The sequence below is a fragment of the Dellaglioa sp. BT-FLS60 genome, assembly GCF_054941065.1.
The window spans coordinates 79,191-97,909 of record NZ_JBSOLI010000030.1 but is presented as its reverse complement, the minus strand read 5'-3'; the positions used below and the strand labels follow the sequence as shown (position 1 = coordinate 97,909).

General features: G+C 34.9%; 18 protein-coding genes and 1 riboswitch. Of the genes, 2 read left to right on the top strand and 16 right to left on the bottom strand.

Annotated elements, in window-relative coordinates; translation table 11 throughout:
• Nucleotides 1–58: 58 nt before the first annotated feature.
• From ACVQ8P_RS03075 to asnB, 12 genes are all read right to left on the bottom strand, one after another.
• The gene (locus tag ACVQ8P_RS03075; RefSeq protein ID WP_462297428.1) at nt 59–907 is read right to left on the bottom strand and encodes a cell division protein FtsQ/DivIB; all 849 of its coding nucleotides are present in this window, start codon (nt 905–907) and stop codon (nt 59–61) included.
• A gap of 18 nt (nt 908–925) precedes the next feature.
• Nucleotides 926–2,026, bottom strand: a complete 1,101-nt coding sequence (gene murG, locus ACVQ8P_RS03070) for an undecaprenyldiphospho-muramoylpentapeptide beta-N-acetylglucosaminyltransferase (protein WP_462297427.1) — start codon at nt 2,024–2,026, stop codon at nt 926–928.
• A gap of 1 nt (nt 2,027) precedes the next feature.
• Nucleotides 2,028–3,404: a UDP-N-acetylmuramoyl-L-alanine--D-glutamate ligase gene (gene murD, locus ACVQ8P_RS03065; RefSeq protein ID WP_462297426.1), complete on the bottom strand. Its 1,377-nt coding sequence runs from the start codon at nt 3,402–3,404 to the stop codon at nt 2,028–2,030.
• Between the two features lie 17 nt (nt 3,405–3,421).
• A complete protein-coding gene (gene mraY / locus ACVQ8P_RS03060; RefSeq protein WP_462297425.1) occupies nt 3,422–4,387 on the bottom strand; it encodes a phospho-N-acetylmuramoyl-pentapeptide-transferase in 966 nt (321 codons plus the stop codon).
• Between the two features lie 21 nt (nt 4,388–4,408).
• Entirely contained in the window at nt 4,409–5,881 is a 1,473-nt protein-coding gene (locus tag ACVQ8P_RS03055) for a UDP-N-acetylmuramoyl-L-alanyl-D-glutamate--2,6-diaminopimelate ligase (RefSeq protein WP_462297424.1), read from the bottom strand.
• A gap of 18 nt (nt 5,882–5,899) precedes the next feature.
• On the bottom strand, nt 5,900–8,065 hold the full coding sequence (locus ACVQ8P_RS03050) for a penicillin-binding transpeptidase domain-containing protein (RefSeq protein WP_462297423.1): 2,166 nt from the start codon (nt 8,063–8,065) through the stop codon (nt 5,900–5,902).
• A complete protein-coding gene (gene ftsL / locus ACVQ8P_RS03045) occupies nt 8,062–8,442 on the bottom strand; it encodes a cell division protein FtsL (RefSeq protein WP_462297422.1) in 381 nt (126 codons plus the stop codon). Before ftsL ends, ACVQ8P_RS03050 begins: the two co-directional genes overlap by 4 nt.
• Before the next feature lie 24 nt (nt 8,443–8,466).
• Nucleotides 8,467–9,414 (bottom strand): 16S rRNA (cytosine(1402)-N(4))-methyltransferase RsmH, encoded by a 948-nt coding sequence (gene rsmH / locus ACVQ8P_RS03040; RefSeq protein WP_462297421.1) that lies wholly within the window; start codon nt 9,412–9,414, stop codon nt 8,467–8,469.
• A gap of 27 nt (nt 9,415–9,441) precedes the next feature.
• Nucleotides 9,442–9,873 carry a division/cell wall cluster transcriptional repressor MraZ gene (mraZ, locus tag ACVQ8P_RS03035; RefSeq protein ID WP_462297420.1) on the bottom strand — a complete coding sequence of 144 codons (432 nt, stop codon included), beginning with the start codon at nt 9,871–9,873 and terminating at the stop codon, nt 9,442–9,444.
• Nucleotides 9,874–10,050: 177 nt separating this feature from the next.
• A complete protein-coding gene (locus ACVQ8P_RS03030; protein ID WP_462297419.1) occupies nt 10,051–10,416 on the bottom strand; it encodes a DUF3397 family protein in 366 nt (121 codons plus the stop codon).
• 11 nt (nt 10,417–10,427) lie between these two features.
• Nucleotides 10,428–11,627 (bottom strand): aspartate kinase, encoded by a 1,200-nt coding sequence (gene dapG, locus ACVQ8P_RS03025; RefSeq protein WP_462297418.1) that lies wholly within the window; start codon nt 11,625–11,627, stop codon nt 10,428–10,430.
• Between the two features lie 22 nt (nt 11,628–11,649).
• Nucleotides 11,650–13,536 (bottom strand): asparagine synthase (glutamine-hydrolyzing), encoded by a 1,887-nt coding sequence (gene asnB / locus ACVQ8P_RS03020; protein WP_462297483.1) that lies wholly within the window; start codon nt 13,534–13,536, stop codon nt 11,650–11,652.
• 197 nt (nt 13,537–13,733) lie between these two features.
• On the opposite strand from asnB, the gene ACVQ8P_RS03015 reads away from it, so the two are divergent.
• Together ACVQ8P_RS03015 and ACVQ8P_RS03010 are read left to right on the top strand one after the other, a co-directional pair.
• Complete coding sequence (locus ACVQ8P_RS03015) at nt 13,734–14,684, top strand: magnesium transporter CorA family protein (protein WP_462297417.1); 951 nt, start codon at nt 13,734–13,736, stop codon at nt 14,682–14,684.
• A 63-nt stretch (nt 14,685–14,747) separates the two neighbouring features.
• On the top strand, nt 14,748–14,858 hold the full coding sequence (locus ACVQ8P_RS03010; RefSeq protein WP_462297416.1) for a DUF4044 domain-containing protein: 111 nt from the start codon (nt 14,748–14,750) through the stop codon (nt 14,856–14,858).
• 129 nt (nt 14,859–14,987) lie between these two features.
• Here the strand turns inward: ACVQ8P_RS03010 and thiT are convergent, their stop codons facing one another.
• From thiT to ACVQ8P_RS02990, 4 genes are all read right to left on the bottom strand, one after another.
• A complete protein-coding gene (gene thiT, locus ACVQ8P_RS03005; RefSeq protein ID WP_462297415.1) occupies nt 14,988–15,542 on the bottom strand; it encodes an energy-coupled thiamine transporter ThiT in 555 nt (184 codons plus the stop codon).
• Between the two features lie 46 nt (nt 15,543–15,588).
• Nucleotides 15,589–15,690: riboswitch (TPP riboswitch) on the bottom strand.
• A gap of 52 nt (nt 15,691–15,742) precedes the next feature.
• Nucleotides 15,743–17,191, bottom strand: coding sequence for a cardiolipin synthase (gene cls / locus ACVQ8P_RS03000; protein WP_462297414.1), 1,449 nt, complete (start codon nt 17,189–17,191; stop codon nt 15,743–15,745).
• Between the two features lie 15 nt (nt 17,192–17,206).
• Nucleotides 17,207–18,049 carry an amino acid ABC transporter substrate-binding protein gene (locus ACVQ8P_RS02995; protein ID WP_462297482.1) on the bottom strand — a complete coding sequence of 281 codons (843 nt, stop codon included), beginning with the start codon at nt 18,047–18,049 and terminating at the stop codon, nt 17,207–17,209.
• A 22-nt stretch (nt 18,050–18,071) separates the two neighbouring features.
• Nucleotides 18,072–18,710, bottom strand: a complete 639-nt coding sequence (locus tag ACVQ8P_RS02990) for an amino acid ABC transporter ATP-binding protein (protein ID WP_462297413.1) — start codon at nt 18,708–18,710, stop codon at nt 18,072–18,074.
• Nucleotides 18,711–18,719: the final 9 nt, after the last annotated feature.

Genomic DNA, 18,719 nt, shown 5'->3' with positions numbered 1-18,719 from the left:
ATTTTACCACAGTAAGACCGCATTTAGAAAGGATATAACAACGTCTACATCAGTTTCGTTAACTTTTCTTATTATCTGGATAAGAATATGCGCCAACTTCCAAATCAATGACATTTTTTTTCTTCAATTTTGAGGAAATACTTGGATAAAAGGCCATTTTATTTGCAAAATCACCAATATTTGCTATGACTTTATTGCCATCATTCATGTAGATGTAAATTCTTTGATTATTCACTTTTGATGGATTGTAATCAATTTCTGAAATACCATTTCTAATTTTTGCTGGCACTTTTCGATATTGTTTGACCATTTTTTGCAATAAATCGGTCTGATTAAACTTTGAATAGGTTGGATAATTACCTGTGGGTTGTGCAAATACTCGACTCCCAATTGCACCATTCAAAAATAATTGATAATATTTTTTGTCTTTAGCAATGTACCCCGCAAGATCATATTCAGTAATTGAAAGCTTGATATCATTCCACTTTTTGCGACTAACTGTTAACGATTTCACTTGTGGTAAGTCACTTTTTATCGCCTTTAAAGTCGATTTATTATTAAATAATGCATGCGACAACGGATCATTAACATGTAATTGACTTGCATTTTCAACTTGTTGTTTCGATACCGTTTTTTCACCCGAAATACCTATTGTTCGTACTTTGCTTAACGGCGACACAAAATACAATGCAATCAGCCCAATCACTAAAAATGACCCAATAATAATGGTCATTTTTTGATAAAGCGCATGGTGCTGGTATTTTTTTAATTTTGGTAAGCGGTCACTAATTGTTTTGGGATTACCAAAAAAATCAAAACGTTTACTTTTATTTTCTTTTTTACCTTGTAAGGCCTCCCAAGGTGTCAATTCAGTTTTTCGACTTTTAAAAAATTTATTTTTTGACATCTTTTTTGGCCTCCTAGATTATTTTTTTGCTTTAATTAAATCTACCATTACCGCAATTAATTTATCAGCAGCATCTGGTACACCCATTTTGCGTGAATTAGCAGACATCTGCATTCTAACGTCATCGTTAAGCATCAATTCATCGGCAACTTCAATTAATTTCGAACCCGTTAAAGTATCTTCAGTAATGAGTTTTGCTGCATGATTATTAACCAAACTCATCGCATTTTTCGTTTGATGATCATTCGTGACATAAGGGCTAGGTACCAAAATAGAAGGCAACCCAAGTGCCGTAATTTCAGCTATACTTGTCGCACCCGCACGACCTAAAATAACAGAAATATTGCTTAATAAATTAGGCATATTATTCAAGTAAGGTTTAATAATAATATTTTTATTTAATGCCACACCATTTAACTCAGTCATAATTTTATCGTAATGAACATTACCCGTCACAAATAATACTTGATAAGGTTTTTTATTCAATTCTGGAATTGCATCAACCATCGCTTGATTAATTTTCGCAGCCCCTCTTGAACCACCAAAAACTAACATTGTTGGAACATCATCTACTAATCCATACTCAGATAATGCTTCAATTTTCTTCTCATTTACCACTTGTTGTGCACGAGGATTCCCGGTGAAAACAACTTTTTTCTTTGGAAATTGATCTGCAACAGATTCAAATGAGATGGCTACTTTATCAACAAAGTAACTCAAAAATTTATTTGTAACGCCTGCAACACTATTTTGTTCATGAACAACCGTTGGAATATGCATTCTAGCAGCAGCATAGACAACTGCACCACACACGTACCCGCCTGTCCCGATAACGATATCTGGTTCAAAATCTTTGATCATTTTTTTTGCGTCTTTTACACTCTTTAAAAATAATTGAATCGTTTTAATATTTTCCATTGATAATGATCGCTTAAAGCCCTGAATTTTAATGGTTTTAAATGGAATACCATTATCCGGAACAATGCGACTCTCAAGTCCTTTTTCAGTCCCAATATATAAAAATTCAGCCGTTGGATCTTTTAATTTTAACGCTTCAATCAAGGCTAAGGCTGGGTAAATATGCCCACCTGTTCCACCACCAGAAACAATAATTTTCATTTTAGTTATCCTTTTCTTGCATTAGTTTTTCAACTGCATCTATATACTCATCACCACGTACTTCAAATGATGGATATTGATCCCAACTAGCTGCTGCCGGTGACAACAAAATAATATCATTGTCAGCGCTTAATTTATAAGCTTCCGGTACAGCCGCAACAACATCAGTCACTTGCTTAATTTCGGTAATCCCCGCAGCTTCACCTGCACTTCTCATTAAATCAGCAGTTTCACCGAAAACAATCATTGCCTTCACATGTTCTTTAAGAACAGGAACTAATTTTTCAAATGTAAATCCACGATCTAACCCACCAGCCAACAAAATAATTGGTTGTGAAAAACCTTTAACAGCCATCTCAGTTGCTTCAATGTTGGTTGCCTTTGAATCATTATAAAATTTACGATTATGCCAGACACTAACAAACTGTGTCCGATGACGCACACCCGTAAATGTTGATAGAACTTCTTTAATAGCCGAGTTTGTTACACCTTTAATTTTAACAACCGTAATAGCTGCAAGCGCATTTTCAATATTGTGCTCACCAGGAATATTAATATCAGCTGTTTTCATAATTAATTCGTCTTGATAATAAATATTGTCATCCTTTACGTAAGCACCTGTTTCAATTTTGTCTAATCTAGAAAACGGTACAATTTGGGCACGGCTTGCTTTAACAAGTTCATGAAGTTCTTCCAAATCCCAGTTAACAACAAGAAAATCATCTGAATCTTGATTTTCTGTTATTCTCATTTTTGCTTTCACATAGTTTTCACGTGTTTGATGATAATCAGTATGTGCTTCATAAATATTAGTAATAACTGCAATCTCAGGCTTTAACTGATCAATACCACATAATTGAAAGCTCGATAATTCTGTCACAATAATATCATTTTTAGTTGCTTTTCTTGCCACAGAAACAGATGGAATACCAATATTACCAGCCATGAACGCCTGCCCTTGTTTTCTCTCTTGATTCAACATCAATGAGATTAAAGTCGTAGTCGTTGTTTTACCGTTCGTTCCCGTAACACCAATCATTGGTGCCTCTGAAATTTCGTAAGCAAGTTCTGGCTCCGTAATGATGGGTAATCCTTTTTCCATTGCTTTAGCAATCAATGGATTTGTATATGGAATGCCAGGGTTTTTTACGACTAACTCAAAATCCTCATCTAGTAAAGAGAGTGGATGACCACCAGTAATCACTTTGATACCTTCAGCTAAAAGTTCCTTTGCTTCAGGATTGTCATCAATCTTCTTATGATCGTTCACAGTCACGAATGCGCCTAAATCTTTTAATAATTTTGCAGCATTCAACCCACTCTTTGCTAAACCGACAACTAGAACTTTTTTATTTTGATAATTCGTAATTTTCTTCATTCCAATTAAATCTCCCTTTATAAAATAACTATTAACGTCAAAATTGCAGCAATTAAACCAATCGTCCAAAAGACAATATCAATCTTCCATTCATTCCAACCACTCATTTCAAAGTGATGATGAATTGGACTCATTTTAAAGATACGTTTACCGGTTAATTTGAACGAAGCCACTTGTAAAATAACACTTGCCGTTTCGCAAACGAAAATAATCCCAATGAAAATCAGCGATAATTCTTGATGTAATAAAATTGAGACAGTCGCTAATGCGCCACCTAATGCTAACGAGCCCATGTCTCCCATGAATACTTTAGCCGGTTTATGATTAAACCAAATAAACGCAATTAAAGCACCAATGACTGATAAACAAAAAATAAGGACATCTTCTTGATGCTGGGCTTGTGCAATAACAGCGTATGCACCGAAAGCAATAATTGCTTGTCCGGAAACTAAGCCATCAATGCCATCAGTTAAATTAACGGCATTAGAAAAACCGACTAACCAAATAATAATAAAAATGGCATAGAGAATCCCAATTGAGACTTCACCGAATCCCCAAATATTAATTGAAAGAGGTAACTTTTCATGCATATAAACAGCTGTTAAAATGATGCCACCAATGATTTGCCCTAACAATTTTTGCCAAGCTTTTAAGCCTTCATTTTGTCGTTTGAATAATTTAATACTATCATCCCAAAATCCTAGTACAGCATATAAAAACAAGATGAAAACCATAATCATTGTTGATGGCGTCATGGCATGAGCCCATAATGATGTCCATATGGCTGTAATAATAATGGCAATATTAAAGACAAAGCCACCCATAGTCGGTGTCCCCGACTTTTTTTCATGCCATTTTGGTCCTTCTTCTCTAATCATTTGGCCTTGTTTGCGCATTCTAAAGTAGCCAATAAATAATGGCATAAACATAAATGTTAATGCAAAGCCACTCACCAATGGAATGATCATTTCTGGTTTTGTCATTGTCTTATCCTCACTTAATTGTTATTTTTTATTTAGTGCTTTCGTTGCTTCTTCAACATCGTCAAAATGAACTTTTTCTCGACCAAGAATTTGATAATCTTCATGACCTTTACCGGCAATTAAAACAACATCACCTGGTTGTGCTTTCTTGATTGTTTCAGCAATTGCCTCATGTCGGTCCATTATAACAGTCGCACGATTTTCTGGAATCCCCGTCAACATATCAGCCATAATTTGTTTAGGATCTTCAGTTCTGGGATTATCCATTGTAAATACGGGATAATCACTATGATCTGCAGCAATTTTTGCCATTTTAGGTCGTTTGTTCTTGTCACGATCACCACCGCAACCAACAATACAATAAATTTTGTTTTGAGCAAAGTCTTGAATGGTTTCTAAAACATTTAATAAACCATCTGGTGTATGTGCATAATCAACAATAACACTAACACCCGTTTTAGAAGGAACTAATTGGAAACGGCCTTTAACGCCTGTCACTTTTTCAAGTGATTTAATAATTTGTGTTTCATTTAATCCTGCAGCATAGGCAGCACTAAATGCAGCAAGCATATTATACACATTAAACAAACCGATTAATTGCATGGTCACATGAGTCACTTTGCCAAAAAGAACCAAATCAAATTCAGTTCCATGACTTTTAATTTCAATATTTTTTGCTTGAATCATCGCTTCATCATTTTCAATCCCATATGACAAAATCTGAGCAGACGTAAATTGCGTAAATGTTCGCGCAACTGGGTCATCAAAGTTTAAAACAGCTACTTTTGCATCACCAGAAGCTGTGTAATGATTACCTAACTGAGCGAATAACATACTTTTGGCATGCGCATAGTTATCCATAGTTTTATGAAAATCCAAATGATCCTGCGTTAAATTAGTAAAAACAGCAATATCAAAATCAATGCCCCATACACGTCCCAATACCAATGCATGTGACGAAACTTCCATTGCAACCGTCTCAACTTCTTCTTGTTTCATTTTTGCCAAAGTCCGTTGCAGTGTAATCACATCAGGTGTTGTATTATTCGAAGGATAAATTGTGTCATTTATTTTGCGATACATTGTCCCAATTAATCCCGTTTTTTGGTTTAAATCACGATAAATTTGTTCAATCAAATGAGTGACCGTTGTCTTACCGTTTGTGCCGGTAACACCAATCATCCTCATCTGTTGACTTGGAACACCATAAAAAACATCAGCAAGAATTGCCATTGCACGGTTTGTATCCTGCACATAAACAACGGGAACCGATACATCAATTGGTTTACGGGCAATAATGATTTTCGCGCCCTTTTCAACTGCTTGACTGACAAAATTATGGCCATCAACCGTATAGCCCTCTACAGCAACGAAGATACTATCTTCAACAACTTCTCTTGTATCCTGAGTGAGTAATTTAATCTCTAATTTGGGATCAATCGCCATCGATACTTGCTTAAATTTTAAACTTTGAATTAATTTATCTGCTTTCATATCTACCATTCACCTTTTTTATTTTAACGTTAGTTTAACTGTTGCTGATTTTTTCACAACTGTATTAGCTTTAATACTTTGAGATGATACATAGCCACTACCCGTTGTTTTTAATTTTAAGCCCATTAATTCTGCGGCATTAACGGCATCACTCTTCGACCAACCCGTTAATTCAGGCATCACTCTCTCACCGTCAGTTAATAGTAGTACTTTACGTCCTGATAATACCGTGGAACCAGCAGCTGGATATTGTTTGGCTACTGTTCTACCATTTCCAATAACTGCCACATCCAAATTTTGTTCATTCAATGTTGATTTGGCTGAAGACGTCTTATTACCCTTGACGTCTGAAACTGTTACATTGGTTTTAGATGATACTTTAGCTGTTGAACTATCCTCTTCCAATGTTCGTTTCATCAATGGATTAAAAATTTGTGCCAAAATTGCATTGCCTGTTGTCCCTTGCATATTCTGTGGCTGTTTCATTGTCACATACATGATATATTTAGGATTCTTAGCCGGCGCCATCCCTACAACTGAAAAGACATAATTTGCATCACCTGTTAGGTAACCTGTGGCATCAGAATTGGCAACTTGCGCTGTCCCTGTTTTGGCAGCAATTCTATAGCCATCCAGTTTGAAGGCATTACCCGTTCCATAATCTTTATAGACGACATCTTGCATCATGCTTAAAACTTCTTTAGACGTCGATTTTTTTATCACTTGTCCCAAATCCGTTTTTTTAGATTTATAAGTTGTTTTCCCTGTATTAGGATCAACAATCTTATTCACAAGTGTTGGTTTCACCATTTTACCATTGTTTGCAAAAGCCGTAAAACCTTGCATCATCTGCATCGTTGTTACATTAATCCCTTGTCCAAACGCTGTATCAGCTTGTTCAATTGGATATTGGAATTCAATGCTTCCTCTTGCTTCATTTGGTAACCCGAAGTTAGTACTTTTGAGAAAACCAAATTTTTTAATATATTTAAGCCATGCTGTAGGACCCATTGCTTGTTCTAACTTAGCCATACCGACATTACTTGAACGAGCGAAACCTTCTCGATATGTGATCAAGCCCCAACCTGATGTGTTCCAATCAGGAACTGTTTTAGTCCCTACTTTTAAAACACCAGATTTATACAGTGCATTTTCATTATATGCGCCATTCTCAATCGCAGCGGCCATCGTAAAGACTTTCATTGTTGACCCAGGTTCATAGCTATCTTCAATTAATGAATCACGCCACATTTTTGAAATACCACTTTTGGTATCCGCATTAAATGTAGGTCGTTGCGAGGCTGCTAAAATTTTTCCATTTTTAGCATTCATAATCACAACGTTCATTGATTTTGGTTGATAACTTTTTTGAACCTGTGTCAAAGTTGTTTCAAGATAGGTTTGTAGCTTAGTATCAATTGTTGTGTAAATATTATTTCCATTTTTAACTTGTTTAGTTTTTGTCTTTGCATTCGGTAATTGATAGCCATAACTATCTTTTTGAACCTTTTTCAAACCATCTGTTCCACTCAACTGTTTGTTAAATGCTGATTCTAAGCCCATCACACCAGATAACGTTGCGTTACCTTTTTTTGATGTACTTTTTGTCACACCAATTAAATGAGAGGCAAATACACCGTTAGGATATAATCTTGCCTGCGTTTTAGTGAAATAAATACCACTTAACCCAGCTGCTTCTATTTTATTTTTTGTTTCTAATGATAAGTTTTTACCAGCGTTCCCAAATTCAACTTGATAAATCCCCTTTTTTGCATTCAAAATATCGTAAACTTTAGTTTCTTTCATCCCAATAGCATCACTAATAACTTTTGCAGCTTCATTCTTATCAGTAACATACAAAGCTTTATTGTTCGCACCAACATATTTTTTTGAAAGAACCGCATAGACAGAATAATTTGTTGTATCTTCGGCAATGGGCTGATTAGAATCATCATAAATGGTCCCTCTACTTGCCTTATCAATCCGACTATTTTCATAAAGTAGTTGCGTCTGACTGCTTAAATTAACATTTGAAACTTTCCCACCAATCACAATATAAGAAAAACGAATGATAAACATCAAAAGAATCGCTAAAATAGTCAGGATCAGTAACACACCAAACCTTTGCCTGTTTCTACGTTTCTTTTTCATGTTATTTATCATTCGTTGTTTTTGATTATTCATTTCGTTACATTCCTTATTCTACTCTCGCTTAAGTTAAGACCATTCTTATCTGCGATACCATTTAGTCGATTGTTACTAGCAAGTTCGTTCACTTCTTGTGTTAAATCAGAACTTTTAGTTTGAATAGCTGTTATTTCACTATTGATATTTTGTAAAAACTGACTACTATTCGATAATTTTACCTGTGCTGAAACTAGCGTGATCATCAGTATCAAAGAAATAACACCAATCAAACCAAATAATGATTTTTCAATTTTAGAAAGTGCCACACGCTGTGTTCCAACTTGTGTTTTATGTATTGGTTGCTGTCTTGGGCTTTCTCTGTACTTCTTTGACGGCGTTGTTGGTATTGGTCTTGCTGTACTATTTTGTGCCATGCGATGTAACCCCTTTATTAATCATTATTTCAGTCGTTTTATAATTCTTAATTTTGCCGAGTGTGCACGTCTGTTGTTCTGCAACTCTAGTTCTGATGGTAAAATTGGTTTTCTATTAACTAATGCATAATCTGGTTGAATATTATCTGGAATTACCGGTAAACCTGGTGGTAACTCTGGAAGGCTCGTTCGTTCTTTGAACATGGTTTTGACCAATCTATCTTCTAACGATTGAAATGTAATGACACTAACTTGCCCCGTGACATCAATCAAATCAATGGCTTGTTCTAATGAATCTTCTAAAACCCCTAATTCATCGTTAACTGCAATTCGAATAGCTTGGAAAACTTTTTTTGCTGGATGCCCACCTGTTCGTCTTGCACGAGCTGGAATTCCTCGTTTGATTAATTCAACTAATTGACTAGTCGTCACAATTTCTTCAGTTTCTCTAGCACTTTCAATCTGACGAGCAATTGACTTGGCAAATTTTTCTTCACCATATCTAAAAAATATTCTAATTAATTCTTGATAAGTCCAATTATTTACAATTTCTTTAGCAGTTAATTCTGCACTCAAATCCATGCGCATATCTAACGGTGCATCATGTTGGTAACTAAACCCTCGTTCTGCCACATCAAACTGTGGTGATGATACGCCCAAATCATAGAGCACCCCATCAACTTCTGTCACACCAAGCTCTAACAAGGCAACCTTTAAGTCTTTAAAGTTACGTTTAATAAACGTAACTTGCCCATTTTCTATGTATTTTTTTAAATGTTCTTCATTATATGTAATAGCTGTTTGATCCTGATCAAAAGCGTATAAGTGCCCGTTCAGACTTAGTTGAGACAATATTAAGGCACTATGTCCGCCACCGCCCAAAGTACAATCAACATACACACCATCAGGATTGATTGCCAATCCATCAACTGCTTCATTTAAGAGAACCGTTTCATGTTCAAATGCCGTCATAGTTTTTGTCTCCTTTCATACCATTATTTAAAAACCAAAATCAATCATATTTTCTGCAATTTCATCCAAGTTTTCTGCTGCATTTTCTGAGAAACTAGCCCAACGTTCCTCACTCCATATTTCAAAGCGATTTGAAACCCCAACTAAGACACATTTCTTTTCTAAATTAGCATGGGTCCTCAAAGGAACGGGAATATTAATCCGACCTTGTTTATCGAACTCGCATTCTGTTGCTGCTGAATACAAAAATCTCACAAAAGCACGGGCATCTTTTTTTGTTAAAGGAAGTGCTTTTATTTTTTCTTCTAGGAGCGTCCACTCAGTTTGTGTGTATCCAAACAAACAACCATCCATACCACGCGTAACAACAAACTTTTCACCTAATTCCTCACGGAACTTAGCTGGAATAATTAATCTGCCTTTGGCATCCAATGTGTGTTTAAATTCACCCATAAACATTGTGCACGCCCCCCTTCGTAGTAACTATTTAAATTTTACCACAATGCCCCACATTCCACCACCTAATTTCAAAACATTATATTTTCAAAGTATTATAGATAAAAAAAATCACTCAACCCTTTTAGGTTAAGTGATTTAAACATCTTATTTAAAATAATTAAGGTGGGGCAAGTAATATTAAATTAAAATCATCGTTAACACAATAAGATACCAAAGAATCATATAAATGTCAGTGATTTTCCAGATAACTGTGAAAAATTTGGCATAAATCAATTCCCCATCTCGATACGCAAACATCAATGCACTAGCAATGCCAATTAGACACCAAGCCAGTATGACAAATGGTACAAGTGATAAATTATATTCTTGTACTGATAACAGATGTGTTAATAAGAGAAGTAGTGGTGGTAAGAAGTCAACAATTTTTAGCCTTTTAGGCCAATACTTTCGTAAGATACGTTTAAGTAACAATAAAATTAAAAGGTAACTAACGACTAAAATAATTGACCCATACCAAGTTCCAAAAAAAGTTAAGAGTTTCATAAAGTACTCCTTTAGATCGTGTTTAAAAAGACGTCATGTAACGCATTAACGGCAGTTTTCAAATCGTCTTGTTGAACCAAAATCCAAATTGTCGTATAACTATCAGTCGTTTGAAGAATATTAATATGATGTTCATCTAATACTGTCACAATTTTTGATGTGACACCAGGAGTCCCTGTCATACCAGCACCTACGATTGACACTTTTGCACAATTATTAAGGATTGAAACAGACATTTTAGCATCTGCTAATAATTGTTTTGCTTTTGCTTCATCATCACTAAATAAATTAAAAACAACTTTACCAGGTGAGATATTAATGAAATCAACACTCAAATTATTATCTGCCATTAAATTGAAAACATCTTTAGCAGTATGGTTAGCTGTTTCAATCGTAAATTGTGTTAACCCCGTTACATGAGCAATTCCGGTTACACTTCGGTAATGTTTAACGCCTAAATTACGATCCGTGACAAGCGTTCCCATTTCTTCAGGTCCTTGCCAAGTTGACCGAATTCGAACAGGCACGTGAGCTTGTTGGGCAATTTCTACGGCACGCGGATGGATAACCTTTGCGCCTTCATGAGCCATATTGGCCACTTCTTCATAACTAACGGTTTTAAGAAATTTAGCTTTTGAAACTAATCTAGGATCAGCCGTCATCATCCCTGAAACGTCAGTAAAGATATCAACACGTTCAGCATTTAACGCTGCTCCAAGTAAGGCTGCCGTTGTATCACTTCCACCACGTCCGATTGTCGTCGTTTGACCTTGGCTCGTAGCCCCTTGAAATCCGGTTACAACTAAAACATCAGCATCGTTGAATGCAGCATCAATTAAATCAGTATTAATATTAATCACTTTAGCATTCTGGAAGTCATCATTTGTCTCAACACCAGCATCTTGTCCAGTCAAAGCAGCTGCTTTAATACCTTCTTTATTCAACAATTCAGAAAAAACTGCAGCAGAAATAGTTTCACCAACAGAAACAATCATATCAAGCTCTCTATTTGAAAGTAGCGATTGTTCGCCATCGACAAGTCCTAATAATGAATCGGTTGCATAAGGAGCCCCTTGACGCCCAATTGCAGAAACAACGACAATTACTTGGTACCCTTTATCGACTGCATACTTTACGTGTTTCAAGGCAGCACGCCTTGACTCGTCATCTTGAACCGAGGTGCCACCAAATTTCTGAACCATAATTGTCATTATTTTGAACTCCCACTATTTATTATTTAGCTTTCTCTGTCATTGTTTCGCTATCTACTAACATATCACTTTCAACGTAAATTCGATGCCAGACCATAAACGTTAAAACAGTCCATATTTTTCTAGAATTATCCCGAACGCCATCACGATGTTCATCCAATAAATCTAAGAAATATTGTTTATTAAAAAATTCATCTGTTTGAGAATCATTGATGATTTGTTTAGCCCAATCATACATTTCTTCTTTTAACCAGAAACGAATTGGCACAGGGAAGCCCAATTTTTTACGATTTAAAACGTGATCAGGAACAATTCCTTCAGCCGCTTTACGCAAAATATATTTCGTTGTACCATGTGCAATTCTTAAATCTGCAGGTACTTCTGAAGCAACTGCAAAAACTTCTTTATCCAAAAATGGCGTTCTTAATTCAATACTATGTGCCATCGTTGTTCGATCAGCATTATGCAATAAATCACCATTTAACCAAGTATGCATATCAATAAATTGCATTTGATCAATTTTATTGTAATCTTTTGATGCATCATAATATTGGCCAGTAATACTTTGGAAAGGATGGCTTTTATTGTAGTCTTTAAAGAAGGCTTGTTTTTCTTTTTCATTAAAGATAAACGCATTACCCACATAGCGATCTTCCATTGGTGTTGTCCCACGAAGAAGGAAACTTTGTCCACGCATTCCTTTGGGCATCATTTGGGCAATTTTGTTCAACGCACCATTAATTGGTTTTGTATATTTAAACCCTTTTAATGATTCTGGTTCATGATAAATTGTATACCCACCAAATAATTCATCGGCACCTTCACCTGTCAAAGCAACCTTCACACGTGTTCTAGCTTCTTTGGCAAGGAAATATTGAGGCACAGCAGCCGGATCAGCCAAGGGATCATCCATATTCCAGATGAAATGTGGAAAGGCCTTCATAAACGCTTCAGGCGTAATAACAGAACTAAAGTTAGCAACGTCTAATTTCTCGGCAGTTTCTTGTGCAACATCCAATTCACTATAACCTTCACGTTCAAATCCAACTGAAATAGTTTCCAAATTTGGATTCAATTCTTTAGCAATGGCAACAATAATAGATGAATCAATCCCACCTGATAAAAATGACCCAACTGGCACATCAGCACGCATATGTTTTTCAACAGAATCAATTAAAACATCTTTAATCCGTTTAATATACGTTTCTTCTGGCCGAACTACTGGATGAAATTCAGCAGAAAAGTATTGTGTTACAACTGGTTTTTCGCCCATTTTTTTAGTTAAATAGTGGCCTGGTTGTAACATATCAATTTCTTTAGTTAACGTTTCTGGTTCTGGTACAAATTGAAAGGTCATATAATCTTGAAGCGCATCTTTATCAAATGTCTTATTTTTTAATACTTTGTAAATAGCCTTACTTTCAGAGCCATAATAGAAGCTATCATCAGCTGTCGCATAATAAAATGGTTTAATCCCAAATTGATCACGCGCTGCAAAAAACGTTTTTTCTTGTGTATCCCAAATAACAAATCCAAACATCCCACGGAATTGTTTAACCGCTTCTGCCCCATATTTAGCATACATACCAAGAATAACTTCTGAATCAGAATCTGTTTTAAATTCATAGCCATCAGCAATTAAGGCTTCACGTAATTCAATATAATTATAGATTTCACCATTGAATGTTAACCAATAACGTTCATTTTCATATGAAAGGGGTTGGTGTCCACCTTCTATATCAATAATACTTAATCGTCTAAAGCCCATTGTAATATCATCGTCACTAAAATAGCCTGAATCATCAGGTCCACGATGGACAATCATTTTTGTCATATTATGAACAATTTTGTCATAATCTTTGTCTGTATTTTTATGTCTGTCACTTAATACGCCTGCAAATCCACACATATATTCATCCCTCATTTTCATAAAATCAATGTCTTATATTATAGATGTTTCTACAATATATTTCAATTTAGGTTATCGTTATGCTTTTCATTATAGCGTATTTGGGGTAATCTTAACAACTAGATGTCTGAATTAACGAAAGCTTTAAAAATTTGGTATACTGAGTACTGGAATCACGAATAAAGGAGTCTTTATAATTGATAGAATATTACAAATCAACTGAATCAGGAAAAATTGAAAAAATAAAAGAATATAGCAAACTTTGCTGGATTAATGTCACTAACCCTTCTGACGCCGAAATCGATGAACTTGTTAGCGAACATGCCATGCCCAGAGATTATGTCACTGCGGTTTTAGATGATCAAGAAAATTCAAGAACTGAAGGATTATCTCAAAACGTTGTTCCCGACTTAGTCCTAATGCAATATCCCCATCGTGTTCGAAATTCATTAGGCTACTTAGAATATCAAACATTTCCCTTTTCAATCGTTTTAGCAGATGATGCTATCATTACGATATCAAATAGTGTTCCCGACTTTATCAATGAGTTTATTTCAGATAGTCCCATTCACAAAATTAAAACAACGACATCTGATCAATTCACTTTAAAGTTACTTTGGTATTTATCACAAAACTTTGTATTTGCACTAAATAACATCATTCAAGAAACTGAAAATCTCGAAAAAACACTTGCTAAAGCAACCAAAAATGAACAATATTATCAAATGATGTCCATGCAAAAAAGTTTAGTTTATTTTGACGCAGCACTTACAAAAAATAATCCCGTCCTAAAATCAATGGCCGATTCAAACGAACATTTCAAACAAAAAGCCACGGATGATTTACTTACAGATGTCCTAATTGAAAATCAACAAGCTGAAACCATGACAAGTATTCAAACTAAAATTTTAGATAATTATGGTGAAATGGTGTCATCTGTTATCTCAAATAATCTGAATATTGTTATGAAGGTTTTAACATCTATGACAATTATATTAACGATCCCAACCATTATGGGTGGGATGTATGGCATGAACGTTAAACTTCCTGGTGCAAATATTTCATTTTCATTCTGGTGGTTACAGTTAATAACCCTTATTATCTGCCTATTAACCGCTTATTATTTAAAGAAAAACGACTATTTTTAAGTTGACATATGACTATCAAAAAAGTTATAGTTACACTATTAGATTTGAGAGGTTGTGTAAATCATGAAAAAACAGAAATCTACGTTCCAAAAAATCACGATGGTTGTCGTGTGGTTAATGATTCTCGTAACAGTCGGTGGCGTTGTTTTAACCGCAGTTATGTCAATTGCTTAATAAGATGAAAACGATTGAAAATTCACGGCTGAAATATGTCGTGAATTTTTTTGTCTAAAATTTACGGTTAACAAGTCATTTATTGTATAAAAAAAGACGGATAATAGTATCCGTCTTTCACTTTAATCATTATTTATCAAGAAAAATTCCTGGACTTTTTTTAAGCATAACACTAAGAATTAACATCGCAATAATCATGTTAACGATCATACTTCCACCATTAATAACGACTGAATACACAACTGGTGACAATCCCCACTGTACATATTTTGACCAAAAAATAATGCCCGCCACGAAATGAGCAAAATATTTTAAAAAGACAGCCAATAAAATGGCACAAGTTAGTGCTTGTAACGCACCTCGCATATTTTTTGCCCGTAATTGACCCAAAAAGCGAGTTGAGAACAATCCAGCAAATCCTAACACAAAATTAGCAACAGGATATTCTAAAATAGCCTGAACGGGTGTTAAAACATAAGCTGTTCCGATTAAAATAGGTAAAGTCCCATATAATAATCCAATAATTAACCCCATTTTCAAACCACGCCTTAAACTGTACACCACAATAGGTAAAATACCCAGTGCAATATCAATGTTCGGTGGATTAGGTACAAACGACAGCGCCATTGCTAAAGCAGCCATAATGACCCCTTCTAGCAAAATTAATAATCTTTTTCTTTCCAACAAAAAAACCTCCTTTGACTTAGTAAACCAAGCACAAAGAAGGTGTTAATCTTCTACACACAATTCCTACGTTTGCATTAACAAACAGGTTCCAAGGGTCTGAATTTCTTCACTCTCAGCCAAATATCTGGCTCCCCTTTGTGTTGGTCTCCAATTAATAATATCACATACAACTCCACAAATGTCAAACGTTTTCATTATTATAAAATAGGTGAAAGTAGTCTTGAGAACTGTTGTTTAAACTTCAACCAATAAGATTGATCATTGAAATACTTCTTCGTCAAGAGATCACTTTGTTCCATATCAATTTCAAAAATATTTTTAAGTAAAATAGCGACATCTGCATCGTAAATAAATGCATTGGCTTCAAAATTTAATTTAAAACTTCTAAAATCAAAATTAGCCGAGCCTACAGAAGCAACCATATCATCAATTACAACCGTTTTTGCATGCAAAAACCCATTATTATATTGGTATATTTCCGCGCCTATATTTGTTAAATCTTTCGCGTAATATTGTGTCGCACGATAAACAAATGCATGATCTGGCATCGAAGGCACCATAATTCTAACCTGAACACCAGACGATACGGCAATGTCCAATGCTTCCATAACGGAATCATCCGGAATTAAATATGGTGTTTGAATATAAATATATTTTTTAGCTGAATTAATTAACTTAATATAACCTTTTTTAATTTGTTCAATTTCCGAATCAGGTCCACTGGATACAATTTGTATATTCACTTTACCCTTAGATTCCGTTTTAGGAAAATAAATTGAGCGATAATTAATTTGGTCGTTTCTTGCAGTTGCATTCCAATCCATAATGAATCGACTTTGCATTGAGTTAACTGAGCTTCCAAAAATACGCATATGTGTATCACGCCAATTGCCAAACTTTTCACTCTCGCCTAAGTACTGATCACCAACATTAAAACCACCGATATACCCAATCTTACCGTCGATGACAACAATTTTCCTATGATCTCTGAAGTTCAATCGAAAATCTGAAAATGAAAAACGCGACCCAAAAAAGGCTTCTGCTTTCCCACCTAGTTCTTCAAAATGTTTGAAAAACTTTTTCGTTGTCCCTTTTGACCCTAGTGCATCATAAATAACTCTAACCTCAAGGCCTTCACTAACTTTAGCCTCAAGTAATGTTAACAATTCATTCCCGATGCGACCATCTTCAATGGTGTAATATTCAACATGAATATGATGTTTAGCTTCACGAATATCTTTAAATAATGCTTCAAATTTATCATGACCATTAGTCAATAATCGAACATCATTCTTTTTTGTTAAAATTGATTTATCTATTTCTAAAAACATGTGCATAATTTCATTCACATCATCGGTAAATTTACCACTCGTGGTTAGTTCTCCTCTAGCCCATTCTTGCTTTTGCCTATCGACTAACTGATCAACACCCATATGACCTTGGGTTTTAATATCAAATATCTTTTCTTTAGAAATTTTCTTTCCCACGAAAAGATAAATTAAAAAGCCGAAGATAGGAATAATTGTCAACACCAGTAGCCATGCCCAAGTTGCAGCAATATCTCGTTTTTCTCTAAAAACGGTCACGATTGCAGCTAGTGAGTTCAATACAAAAACAAGTAATACGGCAATATTTACATATGTCATCTGGTTCCTCCGAAATTAATTATTCTGAACAGTTGTGTTCTTACCAAACCATTTTTGATTTATTTTTTCTAGTTGACCCTTTTTTTGTAGGTCAGTGATTGCTGTATTAATCTTTAATCGCATTGTTTTATCCGATTTTCTCATACCAACAGCAAAATCTTCAGTTTTGAATTTGCCATCAATCACATTATATGCATCTGAGTCTGCTTGATGTTTAATAAAATAGCTCGCGTAAACATCATCAATTAAAAGGCCTTGAATACGGTCAGCGTTCAAATCAATAAATGCATTATCAAATGAATCATATTGAACAGGTTCCTTATTTTGAATTGTATCTTTTAAAATACGCGGATGCAAATTTAAACTATCAAATCCAGCAGATCCACTTTGAACACCCAATATTTTATGCTGCATTTTAGCAAATGATGTAATTTTGCTGGCTTTTTTTGTCACTAATACTTGTTTATTAGTTAAATAAGTTCGACTAAACGCAACCGTTTTAGCACGTGCCGTCGTTTTTGTGTACCCATTCCAGATTAAATCAATTGTGCCATTTTTTAGTTCCGTTTCTTTCATAGACCAATCAATCGTTTGAAAATCAACTTTGAGTCCATATTTTTTAAAGACTTTTTTAGCTAAATCAACATCATATCCCACTAATTTGCCATCTTTTTGTCTAAAGGTCATCGGCACAAAGCTGTCATCAATTCCAATAACGACGGTCCCTTTTTTTTGAATTGCTTTCCAACTATCAGTTGTATTCATTGTTTGGTTATTATTTTTTGTTCCAGCTTTACTACAGCCTGCTAATCCCACAAAGAGTAACATGAATAGCATAAGAAAAATAATTTTTTTCATTAATTGAGTCATTTGTTATCCTCTAATCTTCAAGCGGTTTTACTTTTAACAATTTATCCGCAATATTTTCAGCAAATGGCACATCATGTGTAACCACAATCTGAGTCATCCCATCAGCTTTCAATGATAATATCATATCTTCTACTTCTTGGCGTAGCGCTGGATCTAGTGCCGAAGTTGGCTCATCATAACATAGAATTTTGGGTTTCATTGCTAATGCGCGTGCAATGGCAACTCGTTGTTTCTGTCCACCTGAAAGTTGATAAGGATACAGTTGTCCCTTGTTTCCTAGTGACAACCGATCCAATAATTTTTGTGCCTCTTCTTCAGCTTGCACTTTATGAGTCTTTAAAACCATTTTCGGTGCTAATGTTATATTATCTAGCACTGAAAGATGTGGAAACAGTTGAAATTCTTGGAAAACAACCCCTATAACACTTTCATTAGTATTATTACGGTACGGATCAAATGGTGACGCATCAATCAAAATTTCTCCAGAATCGATTGATTCTAACCCACTAATACATCGTAATAATGTCGTTTTACCACCACCTGATGGCCCAACGATACTCACAATTTCGCCATCATTAACTGTTAAATTAATATCATCTAAAATCAATCGTTTTCCATAATACTTTGTCAGATTTTTTAGTTCTAGCATAGAATCACT

Excerpts from the sequence above, each read along its gene's own strand:
- ACVQ8P_RS03075 (WP_462297428.1), bottom strand. The coding sequence starts at position 907 with ATGTCAAAAAATAAATTTTTTAAAAGTCGAAAAACTGAATTGACACCT.
- ACVQ8P_RS03055 (WP_462297424.1), bottom strand. The coding sequence starts at position 5,881 with ATGAAAGCAGATAAATTAATTCAAAGTTTAAAATTTAAGCAAGTATCG.
- murG (WP_462297427.1), bottom strand. The coding sequence starts at position 2,026 with ATGAAAATTATTGTTTCTGGTGGTGGAACAGGTGGGCATATTTACCCA.
- asnB (WP_462297483.1), bottom strand. The coding sequence starts at position 13,536 with ATGTGTGGATTTGCAGGCGTATTAAGTGACAGACATAAAAATACAGAC.
- murD (WP_462297426.1), bottom strand. The coding sequence starts at position 3,404 with ATGAAGAAAATTACGAATTATCAAAATAAAAAAGTTCTAGTTGTCGGT.
- ACVQ8P_RS02995 (WP_462297482.1), bottom strand. The coding sequence starts at position 18,049 with ATGAAAAAAATTATTTTTCTTATGCTATTCATGTTACTCTTTGTGGGA.
- ACVQ8P_RS03050 (WP_462297423.1), bottom strand. The coding sequence starts at position 8,065 with ATGAATAATCAAAAACAACGAATGATAAATAACATGAAAAAGAAACGT.
- mraZ (WP_462297420.1), bottom strand. The coding sequence starts at position 9,873 with ATGTTTATGGGTGAATTTAAACACACATTGGATGCCAAAGGCAGATTA.
- ftsL (WP_462297422.1), bottom strand. The coding sequence starts at position 8,442 with ATGGCACAAAATAGTACAGCAAGACCAATACCAACAACGCCGTCAAAG.
- ACVQ8P_RS03010 (WP_462297416.1), top strand. The coding sequence starts at position 14,748 with ATGAAAAAACAGAAATCTACGTTCCAAAAAATCACGATGGTTGTCGTG.
- ACVQ8P_RS03030 (WP_462297419.1), bottom strand. The coding sequence starts at position 10,416 with ATGAAACTCTTAACTTTTTTTGGAACTTGGTATGGGTCAATTATTTTA.
- ACVQ8P_RS02990 (WP_462297413.1), bottom strand. The coding sequence starts at position 18,710 with ATGCTAGAACTAAAAAATCTGACAAAGTATTATGGAAAACGATTGATT.
- mraY (WP_462297425.1), bottom strand. The coding sequence starts at position 4,387 with ATGACAAAACCAGAAATGATCATTCCATTGGTGAGTGGCTTTGCATTA.
- rsmH (WP_462297421.1), bottom strand. The coding sequence starts at position 9,414 with ATGACGGCATTTGAACATGAAACGGTTCTCTTAAATGAAGCAGTTGAT.
- dapG (WP_462297418.1), bottom strand. The coding sequence starts at position 11,627 with ATGACAATTATGGTTCAGAAATTTGGTGGCACCTCGGTTCAAGATGAC.
- cls (WP_462297414.1), bottom strand. The coding sequence starts at position 17,191 with ATGACATATGTAAATATTGCCGTATTACTTGTTTTTGTATTGAACTCA.